Genomic DNA, 18,023 nt, shown 5'->3' on the forward strand with positions numbered 1-18,023 from the left:
CTCATTCTCCTTTACTTATAAAGTTCATAATGGCTGATACAAAGACTTCCACTCCAATCGGTAATGCATCTTCGTCAATCGTAAAACGAGGGTGATGGTGAGGATATATAATACCTTTCTCTTTATTTCCCGCTCCGATAAAAAAGAATGTCCCCGGTGCCTTTTGTAAAAACGCTGAAAAATCTTCTCCAGCCATCGTCGGCTGTAAACGAACAACTCTATCCCTTCCATAAAGTTGTAATGCCGTTTGTTCAATAAGCTCTGTAGCTTCATAGTCATTTACAACTGGTCGATATCCATATTCATACGAAAATATATATTTCGCTCCGTAAGATTCTGTAATATGCTTCACAATCCGCTCAATCTTCTTCTCTGTTTCACCTCGTAATTCATGCCTTAAGCTTCTTACTGTTCCTTCAATCTCCGCTTGCTCTGGTATTACATTATGAGTTGTCCCCGCATGAAATTGCGTAACAGATATTACGAGAGAATCTAATGGATTCGTGAGGCGAGATACAATTTGCTGAAGTTGCGAAACGACTTGTGTTCCGATTGCGATACTATCCACCGTTTCATGAGGGATTCCAGCATGTCCACCCTTTCCCTCTATCTTAATTTTAAAAACATCCGGTGCAGCCATTGCAGGACCATAAATAACACCTATTTTCCCAACCTCTAACGACGCCCAAAGGTGAGCACCAATAATATAATCCACACCTTCCATTACACCTGCAGCAACCATCTCCTCTGCACCACCAGGAAAATTTTCTTCAGCATGTTGGAATAGAAAACGAATCTCCCCTTTCATCTTCTCTCTTTCTCCTACTAACTTATGTACAACCCCAAGTAATATCGCTATATGTCCATCATGACCACATGCATGCATTACACCTTTATATGTAGAAATAAAATCAAACTCATTTTCTTCATGAATAGGAAGAGCATCCATATCGGCTCGAACCGCAACTGTTTTGCCCGGATGTTTACCTACTAACTTTGCCATTACACTATATTTAGTCGGCCGTGACACTTCTAAATATGGGAATTTCCGAAGTATATCGAACACAAACTGCGATGTTTTCTCTTCTTGAAAAGATAACTCTGGATACTTATGAAAATGCCTTCTCCACTCAACTAACTGATTTTTTGACAAAACAAATTCCTTTGCAACATCCATAACCCTTCACTCCTTCTTCACCAAGTTAAATGTTATTATAACGTGAATTGTTAATTTTTAAAATAATCTTCTGAATTTTCAGTTACGATAAACTAAAAAGAAAAAGCCATCCAAAAGATGACTTTTTCATTATCATAAAATAGTAATCGCTTGTTTTCCCATTTGCTCCCAAGCTTTCTCAAATTCTGCTCGTGGAACAGCCAAACGCGGATTATTTTTAAGAGGATCATTTACATATACAAAGTTTTGATCATATCCAATCACTACTGCACTATGCTCATAATATGTAATTTTCACTTCGCCTGAACTCGTATTCCATGTTTCAAAACTACTTTCAGCTAGCGGCTTAAACGTCGTATTGATAATGACCCATACCGGTGAACCAGAACTAATTACTTTATATATATCTTGCATGTCTCTACCTGTTAAATTAATTACTTTTTCAGGAACATATTTTTCTGCTAAATTAAAAATCGGTTGATTATATACACCATATCCAGGCTCTGCCTTTGTGTAAATATTTCCAACAAATCCTTCGTAAGGATTTCCCCGTACGCCATTTTGTTCAAATGGAACGCGATGAATTTCGCTAGCAAGTTGCATCTTATCTACTTGTACACCTTTATATTGCAGCAACATAGCTAAACTTGTCACTTCACATCCTCGAGGTAATTCTGGTAATTGTTTAATAAACGGAACATCTTCAATCATAGCTGCTTCTTTCATTTCAGATAGAAACTCTAAGCGTAGAACTTGCGCCTTTTGCATGATTTTATCTTTTCCTATAAAAAATGCAGCAGCAAGTATAATCCCAAAAACAAAAAGACATTTTAACTTTTTCATTATAAACAAAACTCCATTAATTATTATTTTACAGACACAACTCTTATCATTGTACCCTTCTTCTTACTAGTTTGCTAGAAAGATCATGTGAATTATCGCTCATAGAATTAATTACAAAAATTCTAATTATTTTTAATAAAAAGAAAAACAAATATACATTTCCAGAATATTTTGCTAAAATCAAAATTGTTAATATAGTGAAGATATCACCATGTTAACAAACATTCTTAGAGTATTTAGTCATAGTTCGTTTTTTTACATACTCCATTCATTTCATAGCAAATAAACCGAGTGTGTGTTGCATCCCCCACTAATGATTAAAAACTCAGAATAAAACGAAGTTCACACATTCAAGAAAATACGGGGTGAGGGGCATATGAATCAACAAATTGAACAAACAGATTTAAAACGAACAATGAAAAGTAGACACCTATTTATGATTGCACTCGGCGGTGTTATCGGAACCGGGCTATTTATGGGATCTGGTCAAATTGTCCATAATGCCGGACCTGGTGGTGCTATTCTTGCATTTTTAGTCGGTGGATTTGTTATGTATTTAACGATGTTATGTCTTGGTGAATTATCCGTTGCTATGCCAGAAGCAGGTTCATTCCAAAGTTATGCAAGCAAATTCATTTCACCTGGTTTTGGATTTGTTGTCGGTTGGATGTATTGGTTAAATTGGGCTGTTACAGTTGGCGTAGAGTTAACAACTGTAAGTATTTTAATGAAACGCTGGTTTCCAGACGTTTCTTCCTGGATTTGGTGCGTTACATTTGCAGCAGCACTCTTCCTCGTAAACGCTTTATCAGCAAAAGCATATGCAGAAGCAGAGTTTTGGTTCGCAAGTGTAAAAGTCGCAACAATTGTTATTTTCATCGTACTTGGTGGCGCTGTTATGTTTGGTCTACTAGACTTTAATGGAAGGCCAGCTCCAATGCTTCATAATTTCACTGAAAATGGCGGGCTATTTCCAAACGGTGCATTAGCTGTTCTTCTTACGATGATTACAGTAAATTACTCCTTCCAAGGAACAGAATTAATCGGAATCGCTTCAGGAGAAAGTGAAAATCCTGAAAAAACAATTCCAAAAGCAATTAAAAATACAATTTGGCGAACTCTCTTCTTCTTCGTCTTAGCGATATCAGTTGTTGTAGGTTTACTCCCATGGCAAGAGGCTAATCTAGTCGAAAGTCCCTTTGTACTTGTTTTTGATGTAGCCGGTGTCCCATATGCAGCAGACATTATGAACTTTGTTATTATCACAGCTGTATTATCCGTTGCTAACTCTGGTCTATACGCAAATTCTCGTATGCTTTGGGCGATGGCAAAACAAGGAATGGCAAGTCCAGCATTTACGAAATTAACTAAAAAAGGTGTACCGCTAAATGCATTAATTTTCAGCCTAATTTTCGCTAGCCTTTCCTTATTAACAAGTGTATTTGCGGCAGATACTGTCTTTCTAGTTTTAACATCTATTGCAGCAATGGCTGCCGTTGTCGTTTGGATGTCAATCGCCGCTTCACAGTTTTTCTTCCGTAGAAATTTCGTGAAAAATGGTGGCGACATAAATGATTTAAAATATCGTACACCGCTCTATCCGCTAGTTCCAATCGTAGCGTTCTCGCTCAATTTCATTACATTTGTTAGTTTGGCTTTCATTCCAGATCAAAGAATTGCTCTTTATTGTGGCATTCCATTTATGATTATTTGTTACATTTTATACCAATTTAAATATAAAAAAGTTGTCACACTTGAACAGCCACGAACTGTCACACAAGAAATAAACTAAATATACAAAATATTCAGCTATCTTTCTTATGATAAGATAGCTTTTTTCTATTTCTTGGATATCCTGGTATAACTTTATTTATCTTAAAATTTTCACAATCACGTTTTTCTCTGGAAAATAGTTTACAATGTAATCAAGTTACAAATGATATTCACCTTAAAAAGTGTGCATTTGTGTCTATTTTTTAACAATATACCAAAAACTATTGCCTTCTATAAATTAATAGGTTTATATTGTTTTATTGGCATAGTTTCAATCCAAGGAGAAAGGAGATTTTCAATCGTGCAACTAAAGAAAGCGTTTTGGAAGTTGGCTTCGCTTCTTCCGTTATCATTACTTCTGTTCCTCGGTGGCTGTGATAAAAAACTCGCAGTATTAAATCCGCAAGGACCTGTTGCAAAAGCACAGTATGATTTAATTGTTTGGTCATTCTTGCTTATGTCATTAATTATCGCAATTGTATTCATTCTGTTTACAGTCATCTTGATTCGTTATCGTGAAAAACCAGAGAATATGGACTATGAGCCACCTGAACAACACGGTAACACATTACTAGAAATTATTTGGACGCTTGTTCCTGTTATTATCGTTATCGCATTATCGATTCCAACAGTAAAAGCAACTTATGCTTCGGAAGAGGTTCCGAAAGAGTCCAAACATATTAAACCAGTTGAAATTTATGTTACATCTGCAAACTGGAAATGGTTATTCAGTTACCCAGAGGAAAAAATTGAAACCGTTAACTATTTAAACATCCCAGCTGGTGTACCAATTCAATTCAAACTGACTTCTGTCGGTCCAATGAATGCTTTCTGGGTACCAGAACTTGGTGGTATGAAGTACACAATGGATGGCATGATTATGGATCTTTATTTACAAGCTGATAAGCCAGGTTCTTACCTAGGCCGTAGTGCGAACTTCTCTGGTGAAGGATTCACACACATGGAGTTCGAAGTTGAAGCGAAAACTAAAGAGAAATATGACAAGTGGGTTAAAGAAGTACAAGAAACTGCTCCTAAACTAACAGAAGCTAAGTACAACGAAATTGTTAAACCTGGTGTAGTTGGTCGTATGACATTCTCTAGTCACCACTTAAGTTATGTAGATCCAAAATCACTTGAATATTGTGATTACAACTACTACAAAAACAAAAAATAATAGCTATTATTCCAACAGATTGGAGTGAACACAGTGAAGCTTGATGAATTCTTTGTCACAGGTGACCCGATTATTTACGGTGCAGACGCTTCTATCGTTCTTGTGACATTAGCAATCATTTTCGTACTAACAAAGTATAAAAAATGGAAATGGCTTTGGGACGAATGGTTAACAACTGTTGACCATAAAAAAATCGGAGCCATGTATATTATTTCTGCGGTTATCATGTTATTCCGTGGTGGTATGGATGGTTTAATGATCCGTGCACAGTTAACATTCCCAGAAACAACTTATTTAAACGCTGAACACTATAACGGAATCTTTACAACGCATGGTACAGTAATGATTCTTTTCATGGCAATGCCATTCGTTATGGGATTAATGAACCTTGTAGTACCATTACAAATTGGTGCTCGTGACGTTGCATATCCGTTCTTAAATGCTTTAAGTTTCTGGTTATTCTTTGTCGGAGCAATGTTATTCAACATCGCTTTCGTAATCGGTGGTTCTCCAGACGCTGGGTGGACTTCTTACTTCCCAATGGCAGGTACAGAGTTTACTTCAGGCGTAGGAAATAACTACTACGCAATTGCATTACAGATTTCAGGTCTCGGTACGCTAATGACCGGTATTAACTTCCTTGTTACTATCTTAAAAATGCGTACACCTGGTATGACTTTAATGAGAATGCCAATGTTTACTTGGTCAATCTTAATTACAACAATTATCATTATTTTCGCTTTCCCAGTATTAACAGTTGCTCTTGCATTAATGACATTTGACCGTCTATTCGATGCTCACTTCTTTACGATGGCGAGCGGCGGTATGCCGATGTTATGGGCCAACCTGTTCTGGGTATGGGGTCACCCTGAAGTATATATCGTTATTTTACCGGCATTCGGTATTTTCTCTGAAATCATTAGTACATTCTCACGTAAGCGTCTATTCGGTTACAGTGCGATGGTATACTCAATGGTTGCAATTTCTTTACTAAGTTTCGTCGTATGGCTTCACCACTTCTTCACGATGGGTGCAGGTCCAGCGGTTAACTCATTCTTCTCGATTTCGACAATGGCGATTTCGATTCCAACCGGGGTTAAGATCTTTAACTGGTTGTTTACACTGTATAAAGGACGTATCCGTTTTACAGTTCCAATGCTTTGGTCATTGGCATTTATTCCAAACTTCGTAGTCGGTGGGGTTACAGGGGTTATGCTTGGAATGGCAGCAGCTGATTATCAATACCATAACAGCTACTTCCTAATTGCTCACTTCCACTACGTATTAATCGCAGGTACAGTATTCGCTATGCTTGCTGGATTCACATTCTGGTATCCAAAAATGACTGGTCATATGTTAAATGAACGCCTAGGTAAATGGACATTCTGGATCTTTATGAGCGGATTCAACATCTGTTTCTTCCCAATGTACTTCTTAGGTTTAGACGGTATGACTCGTCGTATGTACACTTACTCTGAAAGTCTTGGATGGGGATGGCTAAACCAAATCGCATCTGTTGGTGCGGTAATGATGGGTATTGGCTTCCTACTTCTTTGCTACAACGTAATTTGGAGTGCACGTCACGGTGAACGTGACACAACTGGAGATCCATGGGATGGCCGTACACTTGAATGGGCAACTCAATCTCCTGTACAACATTACAACTTCGCGAAACTTCCTGAAATCAAAGAAGCTGATGCTTTCTGGTACATGAAAAAACGCGGAGAAACAGTTACACCAGCAGCAGAAGATATCAAACCAATTCACATGCCAAGTAACTCTGGTGTGCCTATTATTGCGTCTTTATTCTTCGGTCTTGCAGGTTTCGCATTAGTATTTAGCTGGTTCTGGCTTGCAGCAATCGGCGGCGTTGGTATTTTAGCTTGCTTAATCTATCGTTCATTCGATTATGATGATGGCTACTACGTAAGTGTTGATGAAATTAAAGAAACAGAACATATAGCATGAGAGGTGAAATGACATGGCGGCTTTAGATAAAAGCTTACCTTTGGAATATCAATCCGAACAAAGCAGATTGAATATCCTAGGATTCTGGATTTTTCTTGGGGCTGAAATTATGCTGTTCGCAACACTTTTCGCCTCTTATCTAGTCCTAGCTGGTCGTACGGCAGATGGCCCAACTCCAGCGCAACTGTTTGAACTTAAAACGCTTTTAATTCAAACATTACTACTTTTAACAAGTAGTTTCACATGTGGTATCGTAATTCACGAAATGCGTAAGCACAACCAAAAAGCAATGCTTGGATGGTTCATCCTTACATTACTTTTAGGTGCAGGTTTCCTATTCTTTGAAATCGAAGAGTTCATTATGTACATCGGTGAAGGCGCAACAATTCAAACAAGTGCTTTCCTATCTGCATTCTTCGTTCTTCTTGGAACGCACGGAGCCCACGTAACAGGCGGTATCATTTGGGCAACTTGTGTTATTATCCAAATTTTAAAACGAGGTTTAACACCAGTTACAGCTCGTAAAGTATTCATTATCAGCTTATACTGGCATTTCCTTGATCTAGTTTGGGTCTTTATTTACACACTAGTTTACTTGAACGGGATGGTGGCGTAAATGGCTCAAAACAACAATCAAGCAAACGGGCATGCGCATAGCGGATTCCCTTGGTCACACGTTTTCGGATTTATTTTATCGCTTGCATTAACGTTTCTAGCGTTATACGTGGCACTTTACACAACATTGCCACTTTCAACAGTCTTAACAACTATTATCATAATGGCTGTTGCGCAAGCATTGTTACAATTAATTATGTTCATGCATTTAAAAGAAGGAGAAGGAAGAGTTCAAATTCTTACAATGATATACAGTTTCTTCGTTGCAACTGCAACAGTTGGTTTAACTGTATGGATCTTCTTCTCAATGTAATGTACATGAAAAAGACTGCTGAGATTCCTCAGCAGTCTTTTTTTATCCCCTCCCCTATTACATCCACATTACGGAATTAACAACAGAATCATGAAAAATATACTTATTATGACAAATGTTAAGAAAAATCTTTCTTTATGAAATCGAATCCATATGCGTTGCTTTTCTACCTATTATATGGCTAAATAGGTACTATATTTATTTGAAGGGAGAGAACGCAATGGAACATCATACTTCTGTTCTATCACTTATGGTTGTCGTTGCAATCGCGTTTTTCGTTCCCCTTTTGTTACAACGCTTTAAATTAAAAGCACTTCCTGTTGTCGTTGCAGAAATTATTGCAGGAATCTTTGTAGGTAAAAGTGGGTTTAATATTATTGAGCCAGATATATGGCTTCAAGTTTTATCAACATTAGGATTTATCTTCCTCATGTTCTTAAGCGGTTTAGAAATTGATTTTTCTATCTTTAAACAAAAAGGGAAAAAAAATACGACAAACGAGCCAAATACATTTCAAGTAGCAAGCATTATCTTCTTATTTATTTTCATCTTATCTTATGCCCTATCATTACTATTCGTATGGCTAGGATTTGTAGATAATGCAATGTTCATGACTTTAATTATTTCAACTATTTCTTTAGGTGTTGTTGTACCAACATTAAAAGAAAACAACCTAGGAAAAACTGCAATCGGACAAATCATTTTATTAGTTGCTGTTATTGCAGACTTAGTTACAATGATTTTACTCGCTGTTTTCGTCGGATTAAATTCCGAAAGCGGCCAAAGTATGTGGCTCCTACTTCTTCTATTCGGTGCTGGTATTGTCATTTACTTTATTGCAAAACGCTTTAAAAACATTCCATACTTAGATAGTTTAAAAGCTGGTAGTGTACAAATTGATACACGAGCTGTTTTTGCACTCATTTTAATATTAGTAGGGTTATCGGAATCTGTTGGAGCAGAAAATATTTTAGGTGCCTTCTTAGCAGGTGTACTTGTATCGTTATTATCACCAAATGAAGATATGGTTGAAAAACTTGATTCCATCGGCTATGGTTTCTTCATCCCTATTTTCTTCGTAATGGTTGGTGTAAATCTAGAGGTATGGTCTATTTTCAAAGAACCTTCTAGCATGCTAATGATCCCAATCTTAATTGTAGGACTCTTTATTTCAAAACTCTTACCATCACTCGTCTTACGAAAATGGTATCCACGTAATATAGTACTTGGAAGTGCAATTTTATTAACATCGACACTTTCTTTAGTTATTGCGGCTGCACAAATTGGTGAAAAACTGGGGATTATCAGTCCAAGTTTATCTGCCTCTCTTATTTTAAGCGCAGTTATTACTTGTATTTTTGCACCTATATTGTTTAAAAAAATGTTCCCAAAAGTAGAAACACCAAAACCAAAAGTAGCTATTATTGGCGCGAGCAGAATTACCCTTCCGTTATCACTAGATTTAAAACGAGAAGATTATGACGTAACGCTATATATGATGCGTCAAAACAAAATAAATGATGAAGAAGCGAAATCGCATGACTTCCCTATCGTAAAATTAGATGACATGACAATCGCATCATTAACTGAACAAACAGCATTTGATGCAGATCGCGTCGTTGTTGCAACAAGCGATGATGAACAAAACTTATTATTGGCAGAACATGCAAAAGAGCTAGGTGTTGAACATGTTATTGCAAGTGTAGAAGATCCACTTCTACAAGAAAAAGCAACGCAAGAACATATCGCTGTATTCTCAACAATTAACTCTACACGGATTTTATTACGTGCACTTATTGATAAACCTAGTCTCGTTCGCTTAATTACAACAGCAAACGAAACAGTACGCGAAGTTGAACTACGCAGCAATAAATATAACGGCATTGCGCTTCGCCGCCTTCCGTTTTTAGGTGATGTACTTGTCATTCAAATCTACCGCGGTAATAAAGCATTAATACCACATGGTGATACAAGACTACAACACGGCGATACATTACTTGTAACAGGTTCAAAAGAGCATATCGATACACTAAAAAACATATTAGAGTAAAAAAATGCCCCTCACATAATTGAGGGGCATTTTTTAAATTTCATATGGTAAAATGTTACTATCACATATTATGAGGATGGATTACATTATGTCTATTGTAACTTTAGCTCTCTTATTATTAGCGGAAGTACTCGTCGCCATTATTCTCATCGGTGTTAGCATTGAAATTTGCAGCTATGGTTGGAAAAAATCAACTGGAGTTAAATACTCATGCCTTTTTCTTTCACTCATCCTTGGAACCGCTAGTATACTCGGCCTTCTCGCTGCACCTGCATACTTCTTTATACAACTTATAGAAAAAGGTTTATAAGAAAGGATGATAATATGATTACTGTGCAGTATATTGATGCATCCGAGACACACTTATTACGCCAAGCGGTGTTGCGTCCTAATCAGTCCCTAGCAAACTGTAAATACTCTTCTGACTACGAAAAAGACACATTCCACTTAGGTGCCTTTATAAACGATGAGTTGATTAGCATCGCTTCCTTCTCAAAAGAAATATATCCTGATTTGCAAAATGGTATCCATTATAGACTAAGAGGAATGGCAACATTACCTAACTTTCGGAACAAAAGAGCTGGGAGCTCCTTAATTCAGAAGGCAGAACAAATTTTAAAAGAACGGAAAGCAAACATCCTATGGTGTAATGGCCGTATTACTGTAACTGACTATTACAAGCGATTAGGCTTTCAGGAGCATGGTGAAATTTTTGAAATTGAACCAATTGGCCTTCATAAAGTTTTGTATAAAAAGATATAAGAAAAGCTTTCCTCAATACGGGAAAGCTTTTCTTATATTTCAATCTTCACTTTTTATCTTTTTCATATATATGTATATAAACAAACTAGGAACTAAAAAACAAGCAAACATAATAAGTCCTGTCATACTAATTTCCTTTATCGAAATATCTGGTGTTACAACGATACAAATAGCTAAAATCCCAATAATAATACCCACCGGAATGAATAATAGCTTCATAAAATAACGACGCGATACTCCGCCCGTATGCTCATACACTTCCACTGAATTTTTCAGATTTAAAAAGTTAATAATTATTATCCCGCCCATAAATACCATTAATAAATCTGAAACACTTTCATATCCTGCCCCTTGCAAGACATAGCGGTAAAAGACGATAGCTAGTATGACGATATTTTGTAAGATAAAAGCTAATCTAATATGTTTTAACCCTTCAATCATTAAACGTTCATCTTTCACGATTTTCATCCTATCACTCCTTTTCCTCCCAAAACAAATCATTCAACGTTTTATCTACTGCATAACAAATTTTCAAACATAAATCTAAAGATGGATTGTATTTCCCCTTCTCAATTAAACTAATCGTTTGCCTTGTAACGCCTACTTTTTCTGCTAATTGTTGCTGTGTTAAATCTAACTGAACACGCGCGACTTTTATTTTACTTACAGCCATTCATGTTCCTCCTCTATCTTTATTGTAACATATATATTCCATTAGGTAATTTATATTTTACTAAATTAATTTAATTTCCACATTATCCCGATTGATGCGGGCTAATACACAGTGGGGATAAATCCCCACTACTGCCTATAGTTTCACTTTATTATACACAAAAAAGGAGCCTCTCATAAGAAGCTCCCTCTCCTATATCTATATTATAAGAATAAATGACATCCAAATAAGAATGCAAATAAGTATAGTAATGGATGTACTTCCATCCCTTTACCCTTCACAATTTTCAAGACTGGATATACTAAAAATCCAATTGCGATTCCATTTGCAATACTAGATGTTAACGGAATACCTATAAAAATTAAAAATGCTGGTAACGCATCTTCAAATTCATTCCAATTAATATCTCGAATGCTTTGTGCCATTAAACTACCTACTATAATTAATGAAGGAGCTGTAATAGCGGCTACACTTGATAAAGAAGCAATAACAGGACTAAAAAATGCCGTTATAATTGTTAGACCAACAACTACAATCCCTGTTAATCCAGTTTTACCACCTGCAGCAATACCTGCTGACGATTCAATCGTCGCTGCTGTTGGGCTTGTTCCAAAGATAGAACCTGTAGTCCCGCCAATTGCATCTGCAATAAACGCTTTACCAAAACGCTTCTCTGTATTGTCTGTAATTAAACCTGCTTGTTTAATTAAACCAAGTAATGCACCTGTTGTATCGAATAAAAGTACAAGTAAAAATGAAAATACAACGCCGTATAATCCGTATTCAATTACATCTGAAAAGGCATTGATTGGGTTTGAAACGATGATACCCTCTGGTAAATGAGGCATCGCCACAATTTTATCAGCAAACTTCAATTGCCCTGTAAAGAAAGCAATAATTCCTGTCACAATCATACTAATAAATAATGCACCGCTCACACGCAATGTCATTAATACCGCCGCTAATATTAAACCAATTAAAGTTAAAATAACGGCTGGAGAATGAAAATCACCAATCGTAACTAAATTAGACGGATGATCCACGATAATTCCAGAAAGGCGCAATCCAATAAAAGCAATAAATAGTCCAATTCCACCTGCAATTGCATGCTTTAAACTATCAGGAATTGCTAAAATTAACTTTTGCCTAAACGAAGTAAAAGATAATAAAAGAAAAATAATCCCCGTTACAAATACAGCTGAAAAGGCAACTACATATGTAATCCCTTCTGCCTTCTGTACAACAGAATAAGCAAAATATGCATTCATTCCCATAGCTGGAGCAATAACAATCGGGTAATTCGCGAAAATCGCCATACCTACTGTTCCAACAACGGTTGCAATAATTGTTGCTGTAAACGCTTGGTCAAATGGTACACCTGCATCAAATAATATTTTTGGATTGATGACAAGAATATACGCAAATGTAAAAAAAGTTGTGATGCCAGCTAAAAACTCTTGCTTCACAGAAGTGTTATATTTTTGTAATTGAAACATGCTTATGTACCCTTCCTACACCTGAATTATTATCACACATTCTTTTTCTTACTAGTATGTGAGAAAATATAATACTTAATCTTAACAATCAATAAAAAGAAGAGTCAATATATTCCCTAATAGTTCGAATTTTAAGTTTAAGTCTGACAAGTACAGATGTAGTACAGTTCATTATGATTATTTTTGTAGCATAACAGATAGAAATGTTTTATAATTTGAAATAGTTAAATATTTAGTAAACGCATTCAAATATCGTTCACTCTACAAGGGGGAGTCTTCTTATGCAGCACACAAACAAATCTGGAACTTTAAATCGTGGTTTAAAAGAACGACATATTACTTTAATGTCACTGGGCTCAGCTATTGGCGTTGGGCTATTTTTAGGATCCGCTTCCGCTATTAAACTAGCCGGTCCTTCTATTTTACTAGGCTATATGATTGCCGGACTCGTTATTTTTTTCATTATGCGAGCTCTCGGGGAAATGGCAATTGAACAACCTGTTGCCGGTTCTTTTAGTAAATATGCATATGATTATATCAGCCCACTCGCTGGTTATATTACTGGTTGGAATTACTGGTTCTTATGGGTAGTTACTTGTATGGCTGAAATTACAGCAGCTGGCATTTACATGCAGTACTGGTTCCCAGATATCCCGCGCTGGACTTGGGCGTTACTTGCTCTATTGTTAATGAGCGCTTTTAACTTCTTATCGGTAAAAGTATTTGGAGAACTTGAGTTTTGGTTTGCTCTCATTAAAATTGTCACAATTATCTGTATGATAGTAGTCGGAGCTGGTATTATTTTATTCGGATTCGGAAACGGTGGTATCGCTACTGGTATTTCAAACCTTTGGTCACATGGTGGCTGGTTCCCAAATGGTTTTTCTGGGTTACTACTCTCCATGCAGATGGTACTATTCGCTTATTTAGGCGTTGAATTAATCGGTGTTACAGCTGGTGAAGCTCAAAATCCGAAGAAAACACTCGCAAAAGCAATTGATAACGTGTTTTGGAGAATATTACTGTTCTACGTAGGAGCTCTATTCGTTATGATGGCAATTTATCCATGGAACGAACTTGGTGAGAAAGGAAGCCCATTCGTATTAACATTCCAGCAAATTGGTATCGCAAAAGCAGCAGGTATTATTAATTTTGTCGTATTAACAGCAGCTCTTTCTTCTTGTAATGGCGGTTTATTTAGTACAGGCCGTATGCTATTTACATTAGCTCAGCAGAAAAAAGCTCCTGAAAGATTTGGTCGTTTAAATAAAAATGGCATTCCAAGCCAAGGAATTGTAGCAACTGCTATCGTTTTACTCATTGGTGTTATATTAAACTATCTCGTACCTGCAAAGGTATTTACATGGCTTACTAGCATTTCAACTTTCGGCGCAATTTGGACTTGGGGCATTATATTAGTTGCTCAAATTAAATTCCGTAAAAGCTTACCTACTCAAAATAAACAAAAGTTATCGTATAAAATGCCTTTATACCCATTAAGCTCATATTTCTCACTCGTTTTCCTTGTATTAGTACTAGGTATAATGGCGTATTCAGAAGATACACGAATTGCATTGATTGTCGGCCCAATCTGGCTTATCGGCTTAGCAATCGTATATTACATGAAAGGGTTTCATAAGATTGATGAAACACCTAACTCAAAAATTAGTTAAGCAAAGCACCCCTTCCTTATTAGTTGGAAGGGGTGTTTTTATATCTATATAAATATTTCTCAACAAAATTCACGGTATTTTTACAATCTTTTAATATTTTTTATGTTTTCCGTCTTTATTTTTACAGAAAAATAAATTACATTATTAAAGCACATATATTTATTATTAGGGGGATTCTTCTATGAAGAATAAAAAATGGATTACATTTTCTTTAGCAACAGCAATTACACTAAGTATAGGGACCTCGTTCATACCGTCTACTTATGCCGAAAGCTCTGTAGACCCAGCTCCTGAAATTGCTGCAAAAGTTGTAAATCAAAACAATGGGAAGAAAGTATTATTCGATAATACACACGGTCAAACTGCTGGGACAGCTGACTGGGTTATTGACGGCGGCTTTTCTGACTTCGGAAACGGCATTGCAAAAAACGGTTATCACGTAAAAGAACTTCGTAAATCAACACCTATTACGTACGAAGACTTAAAAGGTTACAATGTATTTATCGTTCCAGAAGCTAATATTCCTTACAAAAAATCTGAGCAGGACGCTATGTTACAATATGTAAAAAATGGTGGCAGTATCTTCTTTATTGCCGATCATTACAATGCGGATCGTAATAAAAATCGCTGGGACTCTTCTGAAGTATTTAATGGATATAGACGCGGTGCTTGGGATAATCCAGCAAAAGGAATGTCTAATGAAGAAGCAAATTCACAAGCTATGCAAGGAGTAGAAAGCTCTGATTGGCTATCTGACAACTTCGGTATTCGCTTCCGCTACAATGCACTTGGTGATGTTTCAGCGAAAACAATTGTATCGCCTGAACAATCTTTCGGAATTACAAAAGGTGTTTCTTCTGTAGCAATGCATGCTGGTTCTACTCTAGCAATTACAAACCCAAAACTAGCAAAAGGACTTGTTTACCTTCCAGAAAATCCATCAAAATGGAATAACGCTGTTGATAGTGGCGTTTATAATGGCGGTGGTATTGCAGAAGGCCCATATGCTGCAATTGCAAAAGTAGGACTTGGAAAAGCTGCCTTTATTGGTGACTCTTCTCCTGTTGAAGATGCTACGCCAAAGTACGTTCGTGAAGATTCTGGCCAAACAAAGAAAACTTACGATGGTTATAAAGAAGAAAACGATGCTATCTTATTAGAAAACATCGTAAATTGGTTATCGAATAAAGAGACATTTACAAGTTTAGATCAAGTAAATGGTTTACAACTTGATTCACCTACAGCTCTACAAACATTTGAACAGCCAAGCTTATCAACAGAACCACAACCTGAACCTTGGAGTGCACCAAATGCAGGTTATCAATGGTTTAATACAAATACTTTTAAACCAGGTTCATACGGTTATAACGGTGCGGTAACAACAAGCGACTACGTCGTTACACACCCTAGCATTCTACCAAACAATGAAATTTTCCAAATGAAGATTCAAGTAAACAACTTACTACCTAATACAACGTATAACAACTATTCTTTAGGTATCTTCACTACTGGAGGAACACAAGTGGCTAAAGTACAAAATGCAAACGGCACTTGGCCATCTGCTTTTGGATATAGTAGTACATTCTCTTTCACAACAAACAGCTTAGGCTCTGCTGAGAAAGTTGTAAATGCACAGATTGATTCAAATACAACTGGACAAGCAACTCTTCGTCTACGCCAAAATACAACAACGAAATATAATGAAACTGTAACGATTAATAAGAAATAATGAAAAAGGCAATCCATACATGGATTGCCTTCTTCTCACTTCTCTTCCTTCGAGAAAAACATTCTTGAAATAACGATACCTATACTACCGACGATTAGGAATAACACTGCCCTAATCATCATCGATACCTCTGGTAAGTCAAGTAGGAATAACTTCCCTACCGTTACTACTAATACGATTAATCCAGCATATAATATTTCATTCATCTGTCTATAACGGCCAAACCAAACTGCAAATAACGCATATATCATCCACAATAACGATACAGATATGCTAATTATACTTCCATCTGTAGAAAGAACTTCACCAATTCTAGTGATTGTAATAAATACAATGACCATTAACCAGTAGAGCGCTATAGAGTACACATACTTACCAACACTCGCTAACACTTCTTTCGCTTGTCTCATGCAATAATAGAACGTTCCTATTAAAATAAGATGAGCAACAAAACCTGCCGAAATAAATTGATCAAACGTGCTAAAAATCGTCTGTATCATTCCAATTGCGTAAATCGTTGCACTAACATACAACTTTATCTGTTGTTTTCCTTTAATAGAAGTAACCATACCGAGGAAACCTTGTAACAATAGTACGATCGCTGCATTCACTAAACTATACTCGTATAAAATCGCTAAACTAAATGCTCCCATTGCGAAACCAAATAAGAGATTTGTAAATGTAGAATGTCTATTCTTTCTATACTCAAGCACAAACATAGCAGCGTGCACAATTGCACTAATAATTAATCCCCATGTTGTAAAATCAGGTATTTTTGAAATAGCTAGTATAAAGAACACTGCATTCGCACTAAATATCGCCAAACGCGGTTCTGGTATAAAACTTCTCTCCGTAAACATATGCCAAAATAATAGTAAATGAATCAAACCATATACAATCGTTAACTGTATTTGCAAGTTCTCTACTAATATTGACATAACAGCAAAGAAGACAAAAAGAACAATGGCTGCAACAGCGTAAGAAATCATATATAAATATTTATAACGATTTTTCAATCCATACCATAATAAACTAAGTGTTAACACTGTCTCATATCCAAAGAAAATATAAGGATTAGGAGTCGTACTATTTAACAAGAATGGCACGAAGAACGCTCCTACCGCTACGAAGATAGTAAGGTATTCCGAGTTATATCTTTTCGCTAAATAAATCCCTAAAATAACCCATGCAATATTAAAGAGAAACGCGATACTTGCCGGAATAAATGCATACAAATAATGTGCCGCAAACGTCGTTAAAACAATCCCCGAAATACTTCCTCCAACCAATACTAATCCTAACGCCTGCCGCTCTCTTTTAATTTGAATATCTCCTATATAATACAAACCGATAGATAATGCGATACCAAACAAAATTCGTATTGCTGGTGTTAATAAACCAGCATCTACCCCTGCTTTAAATAACCAGATCACTCCAAGCAACATAATACCGACAAATACACGCGGTAACCACGTTTGACAAAACTTAATAATATTAAATGGCTCTGGTTTAAAAGCAGATATATCTACTTGTTTTACCTCACGTTCTTGCACAGGCTCTTTTATCGTAACTATTTCTTCTTTTGGCTTTTCCTCCATTACCGTTTCAATATATTCTTTCTTATCCTTACTAACATGTTGCTGAGCGTTTTCTACTTCTATTTCCCTTTGCTTCACCTTTAATTCAGCAAGTGCTTCTTGAATCGTTTCAATTGCCGTTTCGAGTGCTTCTATTTTCTTATCCAAATCCTTCTTCATATGCTCCCCCTTATTCG

General features: G+C 36.4%; 16 protein-coding genes. 10 read left to right on the forward strand and 6 right to left on the reverse strand.

Annotation, left to right across the window (positions count from 1 at the left end):
* Position 1 precedes the first annotated feature (1 nt).
* Both ACTJJY_RS13270 and ACTJJY_RS13275 read right to left on the reverse strand, forming a co-directional pair.
* Positions 2–1,177 (reverse strand): amidohydrolase, encoded by a 1,176-nt coding sequence (locus ACTJJY_RS13270; RefSeq protein WP_440605692.1) that lies wholly within the window; start codon positions 1,175–1,177, stop codon positions 2–4.
* A 132-nt stretch (positions 1,178–1,309) separates the two neighbouring features.
* Positions 1,310–2,020, reverse strand: coding sequence for a C39 family peptidase (locus tag ACTJJY_RS13275; protein WP_440605693.1), 711 nt, complete (start codon positions 2,018–2,020; stop codon positions 1,310–1,312).
* 376 nt (positions 2,021–2,396) lie between these two features.
* Here ACTJJY_RS13275 and ACTJJY_RS13280 point away from each other — a divergent pair, with 376 nt between their 5' ends.
* The 8 genes from ACTJJY_RS13280 (at position 2,397) to ACTJJY_RS13315 (ending at position 10,678) form a co-directional block, all read left to right on the forward strand.
* The gene (locus ACTJJY_RS13280) at positions 2,397–3,812 is read left to right on the forward strand and encodes an amino acid permease (protein WP_440605694.1); all 1,416 of its coding nucleotides are present in this window, start codon (positions 2,397–2,399) and stop codon (positions 3,810–3,812) included.
* A gap of 282 nt (positions 3,813–4,094) precedes the next feature.
* Positions 4,095–4,970 carry a cytochrome aa3 quinol oxidase subunit II gene (locus tag ACTJJY_RS13285; RefSeq protein ID WP_001176165.1) on the forward strand — a complete coding sequence of 292 codons (876 nt, stop codon included), beginning with the start codon at positions 4,095–4,097 and terminating at the stop codon, positions 4,968–4,970.
* Between the two features lie 33 nt (positions 4,971–5,003).
* Positions 5,004–6,938: a cytochrome aa3 quinol oxidase subunit I gene (gene qoxB, locus ACTJJY_RS13290; RefSeq protein WP_000762374.1), complete on the forward strand. Its 1,935-nt coding sequence runs from the start codon at positions 5,004–5,006 to the stop codon at positions 6,936–6,938.
* 13 nt (positions 6,939–6,951) lie between these two features.
* A complete protein-coding gene (qoxC, locus tag ACTJJY_RS13295) occupies positions 6,952–7,554 on the forward strand; it encodes a cytochrome aa3 quinol oxidase subunit III (RefSeq protein ID WP_000729314.1) in 603 nt (200 codons plus the stop codon).
* Entirely contained in the window at positions 7,555–7,866 is a 312-nt protein-coding gene (gene qoxD, locus ACTJJY_RS13300; RefSeq protein WP_000068425.1) for a cytochrome aa3 quinol oxidase subunit IV, read from the forward strand. It begins immediately after the preceding gene.
* Between the two features lie 220 nt (positions 7,867–8,086).
* Complete coding sequence (locus ACTJJY_RS13305; RefSeq protein WP_440605695.1) at positions 8,087–9,916, forward strand: monovalent cation:proton antiporter family protein; 1,830 nt, start codon at positions 8,087–8,089, stop codon at positions 9,914–9,916.
* A gap of 52 nt (positions 9,917–9,968) precedes the next feature.
* Positions 9,969–10,226 carry a DUF4022 family protein gene (locus ACTJJY_RS13310; protein WP_440605696.1) on the forward strand — a complete coding sequence of 86 codons (258 nt, stop codon included), beginning with the start codon at positions 9,969–9,971 and terminating at the stop codon, positions 10,224–10,226.
* 14 nt (positions 10,227–10,240) lie between these two features.
* Positions 10,241–10,678 carry a GNAT family N-acetyltransferase gene (locus ACTJJY_RS13315; protein WP_440605697.1) on the forward strand — a complete coding sequence of 146 codons (438 nt, stop codon included), beginning with the start codon at positions 10,241–10,243 and terminating at the stop codon, positions 10,676–10,678.
* Positions 10,679–10,717: 39 nt separating this feature from the next.
* Here ACTJJY_RS13315 and ACTJJY_RS13320 read toward each other — a convergent pair whose 3' ends face one another.
* The 3 genes from ACTJJY_RS13320 to ACTJJY_RS13330 all read right to left on the reverse strand — a co-directional run bounded on the left by ACTJJY_RS13320 (position 10,718) and on the right by ACTJJY_RS13330 (position 12,847).
* Positions 10,718–11,146 (reverse strand): hypothetical protein, encoded by a 429-nt coding sequence (locus ACTJJY_RS13320; protein WP_095691399.1) that lies wholly within the window; start codon positions 11,144–11,146, stop codon positions 10,718–10,720.
* Between the two features lie 4 nt (positions 11,147–11,150).
* The gene (locus tag ACTJJY_RS13325; RefSeq protein WP_000301182.1) at positions 11,151–11,351 is read right to left on the reverse strand and encodes a helix-turn-helix transcriptional regulator; all 201 of its coding nucleotides are present in this window, start codon (positions 11,349–11,351) and stop codon (positions 11,151–11,153) included.
* Between the two features lie 203 nt (positions 11,352–11,554).
* Complete coding sequence (locus ACTJJY_RS13330) at positions 11,555–12,847, reverse strand: NCS2 family permease (protein ID WP_440605698.1); 1,293 nt, start codon at positions 12,845–12,847, stop codon at positions 11,555–11,557.
* Between the two features lie 281 nt (positions 12,848–13,128).
* On the opposite strand from ACTJJY_RS13330, the gene ACTJJY_RS13335 reads away from it, so the two are divergent.
* Together ACTJJY_RS13335 and ACTJJY_RS13340 are read left to right on the forward strand one after the other, a co-directional pair.
* On the forward strand, positions 13,129–14,520 hold the full coding sequence (locus ACTJJY_RS13335; RefSeq protein ID WP_001164901.1) for an amino acid permease: 1,392 nt from the start codon (positions 13,129–13,131) through the stop codon (positions 14,518–14,520).
* A gap of 181 nt (positions 14,521–14,701) precedes the next feature.
* Positions 14,702–16,249 carry a DNA-binding protein gene (locus ACTJJY_RS13340; RefSeq protein ID WP_440605699.1) on the forward strand — a complete coding sequence of 516 codons (1,548 nt, stop codon included), beginning with the start codon at positions 14,702–14,704 and terminating at the stop codon, positions 16,247–16,249.
* A 35-nt stretch (positions 16,250–16,284) separates the two neighbouring features.
* Here the strand turns inward: ACTJJY_RS13340 and ACTJJY_RS13345 are convergent, their stop codons facing one another.
* On the reverse strand, positions 16,285–18,006 hold the full coding sequence (locus tag ACTJJY_RS13345) for a DUF2339 domain-containing protein (protein ID WP_440605700.1): 1,722 nt from the start codon (positions 18,004–18,006) through the stop codon (positions 16,285–16,287).
* Between the last annotated feature and the right edge of the window lie 17 nt (positions 18,007–18,023).

This window comes from Bacillus sp. 22475, assembly GCF_052044835.1.
In the GTDB taxonomy this organism is placed as follows: Bacteria; Bacillota; Bacilli; order Bacillales; family Bacillaceae_G; genus Bacillus_A; species Bacillus_A cereus.

Coding starts and splice junctions, on each gene's coding strand:
- ACTJJY_RS13335 (WP_001164901.1), top strand. CDS start 13,129: ATGCAGCACACAAACAAATCTGGAACTTTAAATCGTGGTTTAAAAGAA.
- ACTJJY_RS13315 (WP_440605697.1), top strand. CDS start 10,241: ATGATTACTGTGCAGTATATTGATGCATCCGAGACACACTTATTACGC.
- ACTJJY_RS13275 (WP_440605693.1), bottom strand. CDS start 2,020: ATGAAAAAGTTAAAATGTCTTTTTGTTTTTGGGATTATACTTGCTGCT.
- ACTJJY_RS13310 (WP_440605696.1), top strand. CDS start 9,969: ATGTTACTATCACATATTATGAGGATGGATTACATTATGTCTATTGTA.
- ACTJJY_RS13325 (WP_000301182.1), bottom strand. CDS start 11,351: ATGGCTGTAAGTAAAATAAAAGTCGCGCGTGTTCAGTTAGATTTAACA.
- ACTJJY_RS13270 (WP_440605692.1), bottom strand. CDS start 1,177: ATGGATGTTGCAAAGGAATTTGTTTTGTCAAAAAATCAGTTAGTTGAG.
- ACTJJY_RS13340 (WP_440605699.1), top strand. CDS start 14,702: ATGAAGAATAAAAAATGGATTACATTTTCTTTAGCAACAGCAATTACA.
- ACTJJY_RS13345 (WP_440605700.1), bottom strand. CDS start 18,006: ATGAAGAAGGATTTGGATAAGAAAATAGAAGCACTCGAAACGGCAATT.
- ACTJJY_RS13305 (WP_440605695.1), top strand. CDS start 8,087: ATGGAACATCATACTTCTGTTCTATCACTTATGGTTGTCGTTGCAATC.
- ACTJJY_RS13330 (WP_440605698.1), bottom strand. CDS start 12,847: ATGTTTCAATTACAAAAATATAACACTTCTGTGAAGCAAGAGTTTTTA.
- ACTJJY_RS13320 (WP_095691399.1), bottom strand. CDS start 11,146: ATGAAAATCGTGAAAGATGAACGTTTAATGATTGAAGGGTTAAAACAT.
- qoxC (WP_000729314.1), top strand. CDS start 6,952: ATGGCGGCTTTAGATAAAAGCTTACCTTTGGAATATCAATCCGAACAA.
- ACTJJY_RS13280 (WP_440605694.1), top strand. CDS start 2,397: ATGAATCAACAAATTGAACAAACAGATTTAAAACGAACAATGAAAAGT.
- qoxD (WP_000068425.1), top strand. CDS start 7,555: ATGGCTCAAAACAACAATCAAGCAAACGGGCATGCGCATAGCGGATTC.